13 protein-coding genes are annotated in these 16290 nt (G+C 67.5%); 8 read left to right on the top strand and 5 right to left on the bottom strand.

Annotated elements, in window-relative coordinates; translation table 11 throughout:
• Positions 1-7: 7 nt before the first annotated feature.
• The 4 genes from CEY05_RS20450 to CEY05_RS20435 are packed head-to-tail and all read right to left on the bottom strand — an operon-like array spanning position 8 to position 3804.
• On the bottom strand, positions 8-985 hold the full coding sequence (locus tag CEY05_RS20450; protein WP_088597487.1) for an ABC transporter ATP-binding protein: 978 nt from the start codon (positions 983-985) through the stop codon (positions 8-10).
• Positions 982-2007, bottom strand: coding sequence for an ABC transporter ATP-binding protein (locus CEY05_RS20445; protein ID WP_233161620.1), 1026 nt, complete (start codon positions 2005-2007; stop codon positions 982-984). Before CEY05_RS20445 ends, CEY05_RS20450 begins: the two co-directional genes overlap by 4 nt.
• Positions 2000-2866 carry an ABC transporter permease gene (locus tag CEY05_RS20440; RefSeq protein WP_088597489.1) on the bottom strand — a complete coding sequence of 289 codons (867 nt, stop codon included), beginning with the start codon at positions 2864-2866 and terminating at the stop codon, positions 2000-2002. The genes CEY05_RS20445 and CEY05_RS20440 overlap by 8 nt, the downstream gene beginning before the upstream one ends.
• Positions 2863-3804: an ABC transporter permease gene (locus CEY05_RS20435; RefSeq protein ID WP_088597490.1), complete on the bottom strand. Its 942-nt coding sequence runs from the start codon at positions 3802-3804 to the stop codon at positions 2863-2865. Before CEY05_RS20435 ends, CEY05_RS20440 begins: the two co-directional genes overlap by 4 nt.
• A 186-nt stretch (positions 3805-3990) precedes the next feature.
• Between CEY05_RS20435 and CEY05_RS20430 the strand changes: the two genes are divergently transcribed.
• The 8 genes from CEY05_RS20430 to CEY05_RS20395 all read left to right on the top strand — a co-directional run bounded on the left by CEY05_RS20430 (position 3991) and on the right by CEY05_RS20395 (position 15251).
• Complete coding sequence (locus CEY05_RS20430) at positions 3991-4641, top strand: helix-turn-helix domain-containing protein (RefSeq protein ID WP_143220534.1); 651 nt, start codon at positions 3991-3993, stop codon at positions 4639-4641.
• A gap of 36 nt (positions 4642-4677) precedes the next feature.
• Positions 4678-6246, top strand: coding sequence for an ABC transporter substrate-binding protein (locus tag CEY05_RS20425; protein WP_088597492.1), 1569 nt, complete (start codon positions 4678-4680; stop codon positions 6244-6246).
• A 14-nt stretch (positions 6247-6260) separates the two neighbouring features.
• Positions 6261-7847, top strand: a complete 1587-nt coding sequence (locus tag CEY05_RS20420; protein WP_088597493.1) for an FAD-dependent oxidoreductase — start codon at positions 6261-6263, stop codon at positions 7845-7847.
• Between the two features lie 15 nt (positions 7848-7862).
• Entirely contained in the window at positions 7863-8237 is a 375-nt protein-coding gene (locus CEY05_RS20415) for a (2Fe-2S)-binding protein (RefSeq protein WP_088597494.1), read from the top strand.
• Positions 8234-9790, top strand: coding sequence for an FAD/NAD(P)-binding oxidoreductase (locus tag CEY05_RS20410; RefSeq protein ID WP_088597495.1), 1557 nt, complete (start codon positions 8234-8236; stop codon positions 9788-9790). Before CEY05_RS20415 ends, CEY05_RS20410 begins: the two co-directional genes overlap by 4 nt.
• Positions 9787-10923: an FAD-binding oxidoreductase gene (locus CEY05_RS20405; RefSeq protein WP_088597496.1), complete on the top strand. Its 1137-nt coding sequence runs from the start codon at positions 9787-9789 to the stop codon at positions 10921-10923. The genes CEY05_RS20410 and CEY05_RS20405 overlap by 4 nt, the downstream gene beginning before the upstream one ends.
• Positions 10920-11840: a glyoxylate/hydroxypyruvate reductase A gene (locus tag CEY05_RS20400; RefSeq protein ID WP_088597497.1), complete on the top strand. Its 921-nt coding sequence runs from the start codon at positions 10920-10922 to the stop codon at positions 11838-11840. The genes CEY05_RS20405 and CEY05_RS20400 overlap by 4 nt, the downstream gene beginning before the upstream one ends.
• Positions 11841-11990: 150 nt before the next feature.
• Positions 11991-15251 carry a hypothetical protein gene (locus tag CEY05_RS20395; RefSeq protein WP_143220532.1) on the top strand — a complete coding sequence of 1087 codons (3261 nt, stop codon included), beginning with the start codon at positions 11991-11993 and terminating at the stop codon, positions 15249-15251.
• Between the two features lie 124 nt (positions 15252-15375).
• On the opposite strand, the gene CEY05_RS20390 is transcribed toward CEY05_RS20395, so the two are convergent.
• A complete protein-coding gene (locus CEY05_RS20390; protein ID WP_088597499.1) occupies positions 15376-16269 on the bottom strand; it encodes a FadR/GntR family transcriptional regulator in 894 nt (297 codons plus the stop codon).
• Between the last annotated feature and the right edge of the window lie 21 nt (positions 16270-16290).

The raw sequence follows: 16290 nt of genomic DNA, 5'->3' as shown, positions 1-16290 counted from the left end.
GTCTTTCTCAGGCCGCCACGGCCGGGTACAGGTGGCAGGCCACTTCGCGCCCTTCGGCCTGGCGCATGGCGGGATACTCCCGCTTGCACACGGCCATGGCCTTCGGACAGCGGGGATGGAAATGACAGCCCGTGGGCGGATTCAAGGGCGAGGCGATATCGCCTTCGATCTTGGCCACGGTGATCCGGTTCTCCGGATCCGGCACCGGCGAGGCCGCCCGCAAGGCCTGGGTGTAGGGATGCAAGGGCTGCTCGAACACGGTGTCCACGCTGCCTTTCTCCACGATGCGGCCCAGGTACATCACCGCCACGTTATCGCAGAAGTGCCGCACCACGCCCAGGTCATGGGAAATGAAGACGAAGCTCAGGCCGCGCTTGCGCTGCAGGTCTTCCATCAATAGCAGCACCTGGGCCTGGATCGACACGTCCAGGGCCGACACCGGCTCGTCGGCCACGATCAGCTTGGGATTCAGCGAAAGCGCCCGCGCGATGCCCACGCGCTGGCGCTGGCCGCCGGAGAACTCGTGCGGGTATTTCTGCGCGGCCTGCGCCGGCAGGCCGACTTCCAGCAGCGCGGCTTCGATCTTCTCCCGCACATTGGCGCGCGTGGCGATGCCATGCAGCAGCATGGGTTCGGCCAGGGTCTGGCCTATCGTCATGCGCGGGTTCAGCGACGCGTAGGGGTCCTGGAAGATGATCTGGATCTCGCGGCGCAAGGCGCGCAGGCGGTCGGCATCGAAGCCGACGATGTCTTCACCCTTGTAGCGCACCTCGCCGGCGCTGGGCTCGGTCAGGCGCAGCAGGCTGCGGCCGGCGGTGGACTTGCCGCAGCCGGATTCGCCGACGATGCCGAACGCTTCGCCTTCGGCCACGCTGAAGGACACGTCGTGCACGGCATGCAGTTCAGCCTTCTTGCTGCCCATGAAACCCTGCTTCACGACGAAGCGCTTGGACAGGTTCTTGACTTCGAGGAGCGGGCGGTTCATTGCGAGGTTTCCAGACAGGAGGTTTCCGCGCGCACCCAGCAACGCGCCAGATGGCCCGGCGCGCCCGCCACCGGTGCCAGCGGCGGCATGGCCTGGCGGCAGCGCGCTTCGACCAGCGGGCAGCGGTCGGCGTAGCGGCAGCCCGGCGTTTCTATCGTGATGGGCGGCACCTGGCCCGGGATGGGGCGCAGGTCGGCACGGGGACGGTCCACGCGGGGCATGGAGCGCAGCAACGCTTCGGTATAGGGATGCGTGGGACGCGCGAACAGGGACTTGACCGGGGCCTGTTCGATGATGCGGCCGCCGTACATGACGGCGACGCGGTCGGCGATGGAGGCCACCACGCCCAGGTTGTGGGTGATGAAGACCATGCCCATCTGGCGCGTCTGCTTCAGTTCGGCCAGCAGCGCCAGGATCTGCACCTGGATGGTGACGTCCAGCGCCGTGGTCGGCTCATCGGCCAGCAGCAGTTGCGGTTCACAAGCCAGCGCCATGGCGATCATCACCCGCTGCCGCATGCCGCCGCTGAACTGGTGCGGATAGTCGTCGTAGCGGCTCGTGGCGGCCGGAATGCGCACCCAGTCCAGCAGTTCCAGCGCGCGCTTGCGGGCGTCGGCGCGGGAGGCCTGGCGGTGGTAGCGCAGCGATTCGGCGATCTGGCTGCCCACCGTCATCACGGGATTGAGCGAGGTCATCGGTTCCTGGAAGATCATGGCCATGCGGTTGCCACGGATCTTTTCCATTTCCGCTTCGGGACGCGTCAGCAGTTCTTCGCCATCGAGCCGGATGCTGCCCTGCGCCACGCGGCCCTGGGCCGGCGGAATCAGGCGCATCACCGACAGCGAGGTGATGCTCTTGCCGCAACCGGATTCGCCGACGATGGCCAGCGTCTCGTTGCGCGCCACCGTGAAGCTGAGGTCGCGGATGGCGGGCAGCCACTGGCCCTGGACGCGGAACTCGGTGCTGAGGTTTTCGACCGCGAGGACAGGGGCGGCGGCGGGAGTCATGGTGGAGTTACTCATTGCGCAGTTTCGGGTCGGTGGCGTCACGCAGGCCGTCGCCAAGCAGGTTGAGCGAAATCATGATGACCAGGATGGCGATGCTGGGGAAGATCACCAGCCACGGCGCGTCGAGCATGTTCTCGAAGCCGTCGCGGATCATGCCGCCCCAGGTCGCCGTGGGCGGGCGCACGCCCAGGCCGATGAAGCTGAGCGAGGCCTCGGTGCGGATGGCGGTGGCCAGCCACAGGGAACCCAGCACCAGGATTTCATCGAGGATGTTGGGCAGGATGTGGCGCAGCATCAGCCGCAGGTCGGAATAGCCCAGCGCGCGGCCGGCCTCGATGAAGTCGCGCTGCTTGATGGCCAGCGTCGGCGCGCGGGCGATGCGGGCGAAGGGGGCGATGGCCGTGAAGGCGATGGCGATGATCAGGTTGCCCATCGACGGTCCCAGCACCGCCACCACCAGCAGGCCCATGACCAGGCTGGGGAAGGACAGCAGCATGTCCATGCACGACATGATGATGCGGTCGGTGCGGCCACCCCGATAGCCGGCCAGGATGCCCAGCAGGCCGCCGATCAGCATGGCGATGGCGATCGATGCCAGGCCGATGGCCAGCGAGACGCGGGCGCCGTACAGGATGCGCGACCAGACGTCGCGGCCGAACGTGTCGGTGCCCAGGAAGTGGTCGGCCGACGGCGGCGACAACTGCGCCAGGATGTCCTGTTCGTTGGGATCCTGGTGCGCCAGCAGAGGCGCGAAGATGGCGGCCAGCACGACCAGCAGGGTGACGATGGCGCCGAAGCTGGCGGCCTTGCGGCGCCAGCACAGCCGGGCCAGCCGCCGGATCGGCGAGATGCGGGCAAGAGCGATAGCGGTCATTGGTTGCGTACCTTGGGATCGATGACGCCGTACATCAGGTCGGTGAGCAGGTTGGCCAGGACGATGACGAAGGCGTAGATCACCAGCATCGCTTGCAGGGTCGGGTAGTCGCGCGAGTTCAGCGCGATGACGATCAGCTTGCCCAGGCCGGGCCGGTTGAAGACGATTTCGGTGAGGACCGAGTTGCCGATCAACACGCCCAGGTAAAGGCCGATCACCGTGACGATGGGAATCAGCGCGTTGCGCAGCGTATGGCGCCAGATCACCCAGCGCGCCGGCACGCCCTTGGCGCGCGCGGTGCGGATGAAGTCCTCGCCGATCACGTTGAGCATGCTGGAACGGGTGACGCGGGTGATGTACGCCACCATGATCAGCCCCAGGTTCAGCGCCGGCAGGATCAGGGCCGCGAACCGTTTGCCCGGATCCGCGTAGCTGGCTTCGCCGATGACCGGCAGCCACTTAAGCTGGATGGCGAACAGCAGCAACAGCAGGATGGCGGAAATGAAGGCGGGGAAGGACAGCCCCAGCAAGGACAGGCAACGGATGATGAAGTCGGTGGCCTTGTTGCGGTAGCGGGCCGCGATCACGCCCAGCGGCAGGCCCAGCCCCACGCCGATGACCAGGGACGCGGCCGTCAGTTCGAGGGTATAGGGCAGCACGCGCCAGACTTCGGCCAGCACCGGGCGGTTGGTGATCATGGACCGGCCCAGGTCGCCGGTCAGCACCTGGCCCATGAAATTCAGGTACTGGTGCCAGATCGGTACGTCCAGCCCCAGTTGGGCGTGCAATTGCTCGATCGCCTGGCGGGTGGCGTTTTCGCCGAGGATGACGACGGCGGGATCGCCAGGGGCGATGCGGACGATCACGAACACGATGGTCAGCACGCCCAGCAGCGTCGGAATGGCCAGCAGCAGCCGCTTCAGCGCGTACAGGAACACATTAAAACCCCTGAATCAAGGCCGCATCCCCTCGGACGGAGGATGTACGGCGGTGGACGCGTAGCCGCATCCCTCATGGCAGTGAATGTTGCATCAGCGTGAAAGAATCGTCAATATGAAATTTTCACTTGCGTGATTCCATCACGAGTGGAAGAATCCGTCCTGTCGCATTTTTCATGGAGCACCATGTCTCCCGCCCAAACATACGAAGCCCGCAGCGTTGCCGATCTCTGGCTGGGTCAGCAGATCCGCCAGGCGCGCAAGAAGCAGGGGCTGTCGATTTCCAAGCTGGCGGAAATCTGCCAGGTCTCGGTCGGGCTGCTGAGCCAGGTGGAGCGGGGCATCAGTTCGCCCTCGGTGCGCATGCTGCGCGTCATCTCGGACGCGCTGGCGATCCCCAGTTCGACCCTGTTGGAATTCGGCGACTCGCCCGTCGTCGATGAGAAAGGCATCGTGGCGCGCGCCGGCAGCCATCCGTCGCTGAAGGCGCCGGAAAAGGGCATAGAGAAAGTCATCATCACGCCGCAGCCCTCGGCGGGCATCAACGTCTACCGGGCATTCATCGAGCCTGGCGGCTCCACCGGCGAGGACCTGTTCACCATCGAGCGCGGCGAGCAGGTCGGCCTGGTGCTGACCGGCACGCTGGAGCTGTGGATAGAAGACAAGAGTTTCACGCTGCATCCGGGCGACAGCTTCCGCTATCACAGCAAGGCGCCGCACCGCTGGCGTAATCCCGGCGCCGAACGCGCCGAGGTCATCTGGGTGGTGGCCGCAACGCCCCTGGCCGAGAGCGCGCCGCCGTCCTCCGTGACGGTGGCAGCACCGTCCAGCCCATAATTTTTTCTGTTTGGTATCAAGCAAGAAGGGGAAATCATGTCGTTGTCTCGTTTCAAGAAAGCCGCTTTGTTCTCTGCCCTGATGGCGGTGTCCGCCATGGGGCCGCTGGCCGGCCAGGCACACGCCGCCCAGGTGCTCAACGTGGGCATGGCGGCTTCCGATCTGGCAACGCTGGATCCCTATCGCGCCTCGGCCACGCAGGAAAAAATCCTGATGCCGTGGATCTACAACGGCCTGACCCGCTTCAAGCCGGGCTCGGTGTCGCTGGACGACATCGAGCCTGACCTGGCGCAAAAGTGGGAGGTCTCCGCCGACAAGAAGGTGTGGACGTTCACGCTGCGCGACGACGTCCAGTTCCAGGCCGGCTTCGGCAAGATGAGCGCCGACGACGTGGTGTTCTCCCTGGACCGCGCCCGTGATGCCAAGACGTCCACCTTCGCGGCGGACTTCAGCAATATCGACAAGGTCGAAGCGGTGGATCCGCGCACCGTGCGCGTCACGCTGAAAGCGCCGTCGGCCGACCTGGCTTACCTGCTGGTCGGCTACCAGGGCGGCTTCATCGTCAGCAAGAAGGCGGTGGAGCAGCGCGGCGACAACTTCCGCCTGCAGCCGGTCGGTACCGGGCCGTTCGAATTCGAAGCCTATCAAGCCAGCCAGTCGGTCACGCTGAAGGCCAACAAGCAGTATTTCCGCGGCGCGCCCAAGATCGACCAGATCGTGTTCCGCTACATCCGGTCCGACGCCAGCCGCGACCTGGCCTATGAGTCGGGCGAGCTGGACCTGGTGTATGGCCGCCAGGACCAACGCTGGGCCGAGCGCATGAAAGACCGCGCCGACACCAAGCTGGACATCATCGAGCCGGCTTACCAGGGCCTGGCCTACCTGAACACGTCGCGCAAGCCGTTCAACGACCTGCGCGCCCGCCAGGCCGTGGCCTATGCCGTCGATCCCGAGCGCATCGTCGCTTTCAAGGGCAAGCTGGTGGCGGCCGAGTCGCCCACCGTCATTCCCAAGGCCACGCTGGGCGCCGACCTCGATGCCAAGCTGCCGCCGCCGGATCTGGAAAAAGCCAAGGCGCTGCTCAAGGAAGCGGGCTATGCCAACGGCTTGACCTTCAAGGTCATCCAGACGCAGAACGCCGCCACCCTGGGTCCGGCGCAGATCATGCAGGCGCAGTTGAGGAAGGCCGGCATCATCATGGACATGGACGTGGTGGAACATGCCACGTATCACCAGCAGATCCGCAAGGACCTGAGCGACCTGGTGATCTACGCGTCCTCGCGCTTTCCCATCGCCGACAACTATCTGAAAGAGTTCTACCTGTCCAGCGCCAGCCCCGGCCAACCCGGCGCCGCCGCCAATTTCGCGCACTGCGATGCGGCCGATGCCGAGATCAAGGCCGCCGCGCTGGAATTGGACCTGGCCAAGCGCAAGGAATTGTGGAAGAAGGCGCAGGAAAAGATCGTCGCCGCCGTCTGCGCGATTCCGCTGTTCGAGCAGAAGATCGTCTGGGCCAGCCGCAAGACGCTGGACTACGGCTATGACCTGCAGGGGTCGCTGTCCTACGGTCCGCTGATCACTGAACAGACGTCGTTGAAGAAGTAAGGAAGATCCGCAACATGCGCCCCACGCTCTCGTCCCTGGACGGACGCGAATTCGACATCGCCATCATCGGTGCCGGCATCAACGGTGCGGCCGCCGCGCAAGCGGCCGCGGCCAGCGGCTACCGCGTCATCATCATCGACAAGGGCGACTATGGCGCCGGGTCCAGCGCGCGGTCGAGCCGGCTGTTGCATTGCGGCCTGCGCTACCTGATGCCGGGTGGTCCCATCACCACCTGGTTGAAGCATCCGGGCCGCTTCCTCGATGCCGTCAAGACCATCAAGCGTTCGATGGCGGTGCGCAGCGAACTGGTGCGCGGGAACAAGGCGGGGTTGAAGCCGCTGCGCATGCATTACCCGATCTTTGCCGACGGCCCGTACAAACCGTGGATGGTGGATGTGGCGTTCGGCATCCTGGGCGCGGTGGCCGACGGCAAGGTGCCGCTGGACTACAAGCGCAGCAGCGCCGCGCAGGCACGCGCCGCGAATCCTTTCCTGTCCTTCCTGGCGCGGCCGGAACGCATCGCCAGTGTCGCGTCCTATACCGAGTACCAGTTCGACTGGCCCGAGCGCGTGGTGGCCGACCTGGTGTTCGAGGCCGTGGGCCTGGGCGCGACGGCGCGCAACTATACGCCCGCCACGTCCCTGGACTTCGAGGACAATGCCTGGACCGTGGGCTTGAGCGATGCGATGGAAGGCGGGGCCGCCAAGGTGCGCGCGCGCAGCGTGCTGAACCTGGGCGGCGCCTGGGTCGACAAGGTCAATGCCTTGAATCCACCGGGGGTGGCGCGCAAGGTGACCGGCACCAAGGGCGCGCATCTGGTGTTCCGCCTGCCCGCCGCGTGCCGGGGCCAGGGTTTCGCCGCCATGTCGAGCAAGAACCGTCCGTTCTATTGCATGCCGTGGCGTGACTTGCACTTCTTCGGTCCGACCGAAACCTTGTACGAGGGCAATCTCGATGACGTCTATTGCGACGCCGAGGACGTCGCCTTCCTGCTGGGCGAGGTCAACCATCTGTTTCCCACGCTGCAACTGGGCCGCAAGGACATCGTCTCGACGTGGGCGGGCATCCGGCCCTTGACGTACGACGCGGCCCTGCCGATGGGGCACCGGTCGCGGCGTATCTACGATATGGCGCCGGAAGGCATGCCGGGGGCGTTTGCCCTGACCAATGGTTCACTGGGCGCGCATCGCAAGACGGGCGAGGATCTGGTGGCCGCGTTGGCGAATCGGCTCGGGCCGGCCCGGCCGCAGCGGGTTGGCGCGGCGGGTGGCGCGACAGCAGCGGGATCGGTAGCCGCCGCCGGGGCTGCATCTGCCGCTGCGGCTGCATCCGCGGCATCGGCGCCGGCATCCTTGGCTGCATCGGTATCCGCGGCCACGTCCGCGCGCAACGCCGACGATCCATTGGCGCAGCATGTCGTCACCTTGGAAGACCAACTCGCGCGGCGTAGCGGCCGGGTGTGGGATGCCGACCTGGGCCTGGACGATGCCGCCGCGACGGCGGCGCGCCTGGCGATACCGCTGGGCTGGTCGCAAGAGAAGACCGATGCCGAACTGGATGCGTTCAAGCGGCTGGTCGAACATCTTTATGGCGTGCACTGAATCCTGGTTGCCAGCATGACTGTTCTTTCCCGGCCGCTGCTGACGCGCACCGCCGCGTCGACGGCGTTCAGCGGCGATACGCTGACCTTTCATCTGAATGGCGAGCCCTGTACGGCGCGGCGCGGCGACACGGTGCTCACCGCCATTCTGTTGCAGGGCGACCGGCTGCGCCTGTCCCCCTTCAGCGAGGCGCCGCGCGCCGGCTTCTGCTTGATGGGCGCCTGCCAGGACTGCTGGGTGCTGTGCCCCGACGGCAAGCGCGTGCGCGCATGCAGCACGCTGGTGGATGCGGGGATGGAATTGCTGTGTCCGGTGCAGACGGCGCCTGATGCCGCCAGTGTTGCGGTGTCGGTGCGGGCCCCGGATCCGGATCCGGGGAGCCGGCCATGAGCGATTGGCAGCCCGTCATCGTCGGGGCGGGGCCTGCGGGCGTGCGCGCCGCGCAGACGCTGTTGCGGCATGGCGTGCGGCCTGTCGTGGTCGATGAAGGCGAACGCGCCGGCGGCCAGATTTATCGCCGTCCGCCCCAGGGCCGCGACGTCCTGGCCCGCAAACGCTACGGTTTCGAATGGCGCCGCGCGGTAGCGCTGCATGAGGCCGGCGACGCGATGGCCGTGCAGGCGGATTACCGGCCCAGGACTCTGGTGTGGAATGGTCAGGCAGCGAATGGCCGCGCGCCTGCCGCGCCAGCGCAGGGCGGCGTCCTGGACCTGATGCAGGGCGGCCGAGCCGTTGAATTGCCCTACGACAGCCTGCTGATCGCCACTGGTGCGACGGATCGCCTGTTGCCCTTCGAGGGCTGGACGCGCCCCGGCGTGTACACCCTGGGTGGCGCGCAGGTCGCGTTGAAGTACCAGGACACCTTGCTCGGCCCGCGCATCGTCTTCGCCGGCACCGGGCCGTTGCTGTATCTGGTCGCCTACCAATATGCCAAGGCCGGCGCCAAGGTGGCCGCCGTGCTGGACACGACGCCTTTGTCCACACAGGTTAGCGCGCTGCCCGGCATGCTGGCGCGCCCGTCCATCCTGGCCAAAGGGATCTACTACACCGCCTGGCTACGCGCCCACGGCGTGCCCATGCATCACGGCGTGCGCCTGGAAGCCGCGCTGGGCGAAGCGCCAGTCGCAGCCCTGCGTTACTCGGTGGGCGGCCGTTCGCACGAGATACCCTGTGACGCCCTGGCCGTGGGATTCGGCCTGCGTTCGGAAACGCAACTGGCCGATCTGCTGGATTGCGACTTTCGCTACGACACGCTCAACCGTGCCTGGCTGCCCGTGCTCGACGCCGAGGGGCGCGCCTCGGTGGCCGGTGTCTACCTGGCCGGCGATGGCGCCGGCATCGGTGGCGCCGATCACGCGGAATGGGCTGGCGAGCTTGCCGCCCTGGCCATGCTGTCCGATCGCGGCGTGCCGGTGGCGGCCGCGCGGCAGCGCTGGCTGGCGCGCCGCCTCGACCGCTCGCGCCGCTTCCGCCAGGCCTTGGAGCGCGCTTTCCCGCTGCCGGATGCGGCCGCCCTGGTGGCGCAACGCGCAGTGCTTTTGTGCCGCTGCGAGGAAATTTCCACCGTCGAAGCGAACGCTACCGTACGGGTTTGCGGCATCGAGGAAATGAACCGCCTGAAGGCCTTGTCCCGCGTCGGCATGGGCTTGTGCCAGGGCCGCATGTGCCAGGCCGGCGCGGCCGAGTTCCTGGCCCATGCCTGCGGCCGCGATATCAGCCAGGTAGGCCGCCTGCGTGCACAGGCGCCGATCAAGCCGCTGCCGCTGTCGGCTGCGTGCAGCGGCGCGGCCAATGTGGGCGTCCCAGGCCAGAGCAAAGGCCAGGGCCACGCCCACGCCCAAGCCCAAGCCCAAGCTCAAGCCCAGAGCCAGGGCCAGAGCCAGGGCCGGCGGCAAGGCCAAGGCCGGATACTGGTCGACGGCAACGCGGAGCGTTCCGCATGAATACCATCAGCACTGATGTCGCCATCATCGGCGCCGGCCTGATCGGCGCGAGTGCGGCGCTGGCCTTGCGCCACGCCGGCCTGCGCGTGGTCCTGGTCGATCGCGACGTGGGCGGCGCCAAGGCCAGTGGTGTCAACTTCGGCGGTGTGCGCCGCCAGGGCCGCGGGCTGGTCCAACTGCCGCTGGCACAGCGCGCCCACGCCATCTGGCCGCGCCTGCGCGAGCTCATCGGCATCGATGGCGAATACGTACGCTCCGGCCATCTCAAGGTGGCGCGCACGCCAGGCGACCTGGACGCGCTGCGCGCCTACCAGGAAAAGACCCGCGCTTTCGACCTGGGCCTGCAGATCATCGAGGGCGCTGAATTCCGCCGCCGCTTCCCGGCTTTCGGGCCGGACATCATCGGCGGCTCACTGTGCCCCGAAGACGGCCAGGCCAATCCCCGCCTGGTGGCGCCCGCCTTCGGCCATGCCGCCGCACGCGCGGGCGCCCACTTCATCGAGGGCGGGCGCGTGCTGGGCGTGAGCGCCGTCGGCGAACGCATGCGCATCGACATCGAGGGCGGCACGCAGGTGACGGCGGACCATGTCATCAACGCCGCCGGTTCATGGGGCGCGGAGATCGCCGCCTGGTTCGGCGACCACGTTCCGCTGATCGTCAAGTTCCCCACCATGGCGGTAACCGAGCCCCTGCCTCCCTTGGTCTCGGTATCCATCGGCGTCGAAGGCGGCGGCTTCTACGGCCGCCAGGTCGCCCGCGGCAATGTCGTCATGGGCGGCGGTTTCGGCAGCCCGCTGCCGGGCGACCGCTCACGGCCCGGACGGCCGGCCATCGCGGCCCTGGGGCGTAACGCGCCGCAAGTCCTGCCGGCATTGGCGCACGCGCACATCATCCGTTTCTGGTCCGGCCGCGAAGGCTATTTCGAGGACAAGAATCCGGTCATCGGCTTCAGCCCGCGCGCGCCGCGCCTGCTGCATGCATTCGGTTTCTCCGGCGCCGGCTTCCAGATATCGCCCGCCGTCGGCGCGATGCTGGCGGAACTGATCCAGGGCCTGCCGACGCCCGAGTATTCAACTGCCTACGCCGTCGATCGCTTCACGACGGCTCCACTTGCCACAGGAAATTCCGCATGAGTCTGGTGCTGATACGCAAAACCGCCCCCACTGACGCCTGGCTCGCCGCCTTGCGCGCCGCCTGCCCCGGCCTGGAGGTGCGCGTATGGCCGGATACCGGTCCGGTGGACGAGGTGGAATTCGTCCTGACATGGGCGGCCGATCCCGGCGTGATCGCCAGCTTCCCCAAGCTGCGCGCCATCTTCTCGCTGGGCGCGGGGGTGGATCATATTCTCAAGGACGGCACGGTACCCACCGCGCTGCCGGTCGCGCGCATGGTCGACAGTTCGCTGACCATGGGCATGGTGCAATACGTGACCATGGCGGTGCTGCAATACCGCCGCGGCTGGGAAGCCATGCGCGCCAGCCAGCGCGCCGGGCTATGGCAGCGCCCCGAACTGGGCGGCACGCGGGTCGGCATCCTGGGCCTGGGCGAACTGGGCGCGGCCAGCGGCCGTGCACTGGCAGCGCTCGGCTTCGAGGTGGCGGGATGGAGCCGCAGCCCCAGGCAGGTCGAAGGCGTCCAGGCCTTTAGCGGCCAGGCGCAGCTGGCGGCCTTCCTGGCACGTAGCGACGTGCTCGTGTGCCTGCTGCCCTTGACGGCCGAACTGGAGAATTTCCTCGGCCGCGCCACCTTCGACCAGTTGCCGCGCGGTGCCTACCTGGTGCATGCGGGCCGTGGTGAACACCTGGTCGAAGCCGACCTGCTCGATGCGCTCGATCGCGGCCAGTTGAGCGGCGCGGTGCTGGACGTGTTCCGCCAGGAACCCTTGCCTGCCGGCCATCCGTTCTGGGCGCGCGAGGACATCGTCATCACGCCGCACAACGCCAGCCAGACCCAACCGGCCACCGCGGCGGCGCATGTGGCGGCCAACATTGCCCGCGCGCGGGCAGGGCAGCCCCTGATCGGGCAAGTGGATCGCACCCAGGGTTATTGAGCGGCAGTCGGAAATTTCCAGGCAGGGCAGGGCAGGAGTTCCAGTCCGGTCCGCTGGTGCATGCCTGTGCCGCCTGCGGTTTTCTGATGTCGGCGAATCAGGGGCACTCATATCGTTCATTTCTCGAATCGCGAATCACAGGCGAGAGCAATGATCGACGCTGCAGACAAATTCCCCCCCGGTGGCCTTGTCCCCGTTCCGGCCTCACCTGACCGAACCGCCCCCGCCGGCGGCGGCGCCCCGGTCGCCGCGCCTGGCGGCATGCCGCGCGCAAGCAAGGGAGCGTCGTCCGGGCGCCTTTGGCTGCCCGATGCTTTGAGCTCGCGCTGGTGGACATTGGCATTCGCCCGGCCCAATGCGACGGCCCGAGCGCAATCGCAGCCGCTGGAAACCAGGGCGGCCATCTTCAAGTCCTGGTCCGACGAGGGGCCGCGCAACTTCGATGCGCTGTACGGCAGCAACGGTTCCCTGCGCCGCGACGTCGTCACGGCACTCTGGCAGCGCATCGAGCGACTGTTGCCGGCCCCGCTGGGAATGCTGGACGATGCGAACACGGCCGCTGCACCGCCCGCTGCTGGCGCAGGCAATGGTGCAGCGGCCGAGCCTGCATCGGCCGGCGCCGGCAACCGGCCCACGGACGGCACCTTGACCGACCTGGAATTGCACAGCCTTACCGAAAAGCTGAAACGCGCCGAACGCATGCTGGGCAAGCGCGACAGCCTTGAACTGCGGGCGGTGAAGGCATTGACTCAGCAGGTGCTGGGGGCGCGCGGCAGTCTGGGGCGGCCACTTCTGGTAGCGCGTGGGGACAAGCAGTCGAACCAATACAAGAACGCGGGCACCGCCAGCACCTTCGTCCTCAAGACCGATCGAGGCATCCCGAAATTACCCTTGAGCGCGGCCATCACGCCGAAGGTCGGCGCTACCTATTCCAGCGGCCTGGACGTGAGCGATGATTCGTGGGTACGCGAGAGCCGTGGCGTCGAGGGGCGGCTGGGCGTGGTGGGGCATATCAAGGCTTTCTTCCTGAAGCTGGACCTGGGCCTGACCGGCAGGCTGGGCCGGACCGCGGGGCGCAGCTACACCGATCAGGCGCATCTGCTGCAGGCACCAGGTAGCAGCGTGTACGAGGCCGAACGCGATGTAGAGGCGTTGCGGGATCTGCAGCGCGCCGCATCCGGCTCGCGGTGGGGAGGATCGAAGGCCTTCTCGCTGCACACCCTGGATGAACTGCGCCATAAGGCCCATGCCAACTACGACGAGTTCGCCAAGACGGCGGCACTGTTCGGTATCGTCCTGCGGCAGCCACATGCCGACGTCGCGCCGCATCCCCTGGCGCAAAGCCAGCGGACGATGGCCGCTGCCGGCACGCCGTTCAAGACGCTCACGGCCGGCGTGAAGCTGCAGGGCGATGCCACACTTAGCGCCACGGGCGAGACGGGCGTGCTGGGCGTGCTCGGCGTCCACGGTACGGCCGCGATCGATGGCGCGAAGGCAAGCACAGGCGTGCGGACCTACGTCCCTGTGTGGAAAGCGCTGGATGCCGGCGAGGCAGGCCGGGCGGGCGAGGAGGTCACGCAGAAGCGCCTGGACGATTTGCGCGCGGCCTTTGGTCCTATGCTGCGAGCCTTGCAAAGTTATCACGCCCCGCCCGGAGGGCTGACGCAGTCGGGCGCTGCGCGGCTAGACGCTGGGCCGGCCCCCGTAACGGAGGCCCCCGCAGCGCAGGCCCACGCAACGGAGGCCCCCGCAACGCAGGCCCCCGCAGCGCAGGCCCCCGCAGCGCAGCCCACCGCAACGCTGGCTCCGTCTCGTGCTGAGTTTCCGCGCGTGCTGCAAGCCATTGCAAGCTGGCAACCTGGCCAGCCGCCGGTGGCCGCCGCCGACCTGACCAGCACGCTGCAAGCGCTCTCAAGCGAACTGGATTTGTATTGCCATGCCGCGCGGGTGGCGGATGACGATCCGCGCGCGCGCGAACTGGCCCGTTCGGTCGAACGGGCCTGGGGCATCCAGCCCAAGGAAGGCGCCTATGGCTATCTGCGCGCGCTCGCCATCACCGCGGCCTTGATCGACAAGCACGCGCGCGACACGCAGATGCAGGCGCAACCGCAACCGCAACCGCAACCGCAACCGCAACCGCAACCGCAACCGCGACCGCAACCGGCGCCGCAACTGCAACCGGCGCCGCAACTGCAACCGCAGCCGCACGCGTTGGCCGGCTTCCAGGCGCTGACCGAGCGGCTGGCCGCGCCGGCCATGCGCCACGACGATGTCCTGCTGCGCCAGGCGACCGGCTTCAAGGACACGCTGCGAATAAAGACCTGGAGTATGGAAATGGACCTGGGCGCGGATGTCGGCGTCAAGCTGCCGTCGTTCGGCGTGGGCGCCGACGTCAGCGCCAAGGTCAAGGGGACGCGCGTCGACCACTTCATTGCGCTGAAGGGGGGCGACTTCATCGATGTGGACGTCAGCGTGGGCCTGGGGGGAAGTGTCGGCATCGGCAAGCTCATCGAGCCCCTCACGCAATGGGCGGGCGGGCATCTGAGCGGCGCCATCGGCTCGCTGTCGCAGGCGGGCCTGCCCGCGGACTTCGCCAGCACGCTGGGTGCCCTGGCTGGCGACGCGATGACTGCCATCTCGCCTGCATTTGGCGTCCAAGGCCGTCTGATCTTGAACCTCAATTTCTCCAAGCCTCTGGCTGCTCCGGCCGCTCCGGCAACCGCGGCAACCGCGGTAACCGCGGCAACTGCGGCAACTGCGGCAACTGCGGCAGCTGCCCCAGCCGCGGCGCGGCAAGACAGCGCCAGCGCGGCGCCGGATTTCATACTGGAGCACGTCCGCGTCCTGGCCCGCCTGGATGCCGCGATGAACGCCGAAGTGCGGCCCCTGGGCACGATCACGGGCAGTAACGCCAGCAGGTCGGTGTTGATGACCCTGCACAACTGCTACGGCAAAACCGCCAGCAGAGAGCAGGGCGACCGCGCCGCCCGGGAGTTTCTGGGATCGCTACCCACGAAGCGCGACCTGCCGGCGATTTTCGCCAACCTGGGCCGTGACGATAGCGCCGCGACCCGACAGGTGCGTGCGTTCGTGCTTGAGGCCCTGACAAACGCCGACGCCGCTACCGCGCAGGCCTTGCAAGACAGTGAGGCGAATTTCTTCGACGCCATGCGGGCTTATGCCGTCGTGGCGGCGGACCGGTCCCAGGCGCCTGCCGCGCCCGGCGCCGGCAGCGCGATGCTATCGGACGCCGCTGAGCCCAACGCCCGGCTGCGCGCCAAGCCGGAGTACGTGGCGGCTGAACAGGCGCTGCTCGCCTTGACGCTCGCCCTGCGCGCACCGGCCGGCGTGCGCCAGGGCATGCACACCGAGTATGCGACCAAGCTGGGCAAGCTGCGCACGAAAGCGTGAAAGCCGGAAGGCATGAAGGCGCACCGGCGCACCGGCGCACCGGCGCACTGGCGCATGGGCGCATGGGCGCATCGGCGCACTGGCCTGAAGACGCAGCTGCGCAACGGCATGACGCCGGCGCCGGCTACGGCTCCTTGGCCGGCCGTTTCGCCGTGTTGCGCGCCACGCGCCGTGGCGTCTCCCGGCGCGACATGTCGGCATCCAGCAGCAGGCGGCCGCGCAGCTTGCCGTTGAGCTGCTTCACGAAGCCGGACGCTTCCTGCATATGCTCGGCCATCAGCGCACGTACCGTCTCGGCATCGCGCGCCCGCGCGGCCACGGTGATGCGCCGATGCAAGGTCGCATTGGCATCGCCGAAGCGCCGCTGGGTCCGCAGCGGGGTGTCGTTCTCGAACACCGTCAACTGGCGCAGCATCTCGTTGATCAGCTGGCAGGTGAAACGCAAGAAACTATTGGGATTGGCCAGCGCCAGGATGTCGTGGAAGTTGAGATCTTCCTTGCGCTGCGCAATGACGTCCGCGGTATGGCCGGACGCCGGATCGCAGCATTCGATGCTGTGTTCAAGCGCGTCGAAGTCCGCATCGGTCAGGTGCGGCACCGCCCCCGCCGCCAGTTCCGGTTCCAGCAGCTTGCGCACCGTGTAGATGTCATCGATGCTGACCTCCTTGAAGAAAAGGTAGTTCTGCAGCAGCTGGAACGTGCGGTCCAGCGTGACTTCCACGATGCGTCCGCCGCCGGCGGGCCCCGTGCTGATGGTGACCAGCCCCTGCACTTCCAATGATTTCAAGGCCTCGCGCATGGTGCTCTTGCTGACGGCGAACATCTCCTGCAATTCGCTTTCACGCGGCAGCTTGTCGCCCGGGCTCAGGTCACGCTCAGTGATCAGGCGCTTGATCTCCTCGGCCACCAGGTCGGCGCGTTTGGGACGGCCCGGCGTCCGGCGCGGCCCTTTCCCGACGCCGGCGGCGCCGGCATCGACGGTCGTGGTGGTGGCGCTGCGTTGGGCGGCTCGGGCCATGTTCTACTTCTCCCCTTTTAT

Source organism: Achromobacter sp. HZ34 (genome assembly GCF_002209485.1).
Taxonomy (GTDB): domain Bacteria; phylum Pseudomonadota; class Gammaproteobacteria; order Burkholderiales; family Burkholderiaceae_B; genus Bordetella_C.
Note: the sequence above shows the minus strand (reverse complement) of the source record. Positions and strands in the feature narration are given on the sequence as shown.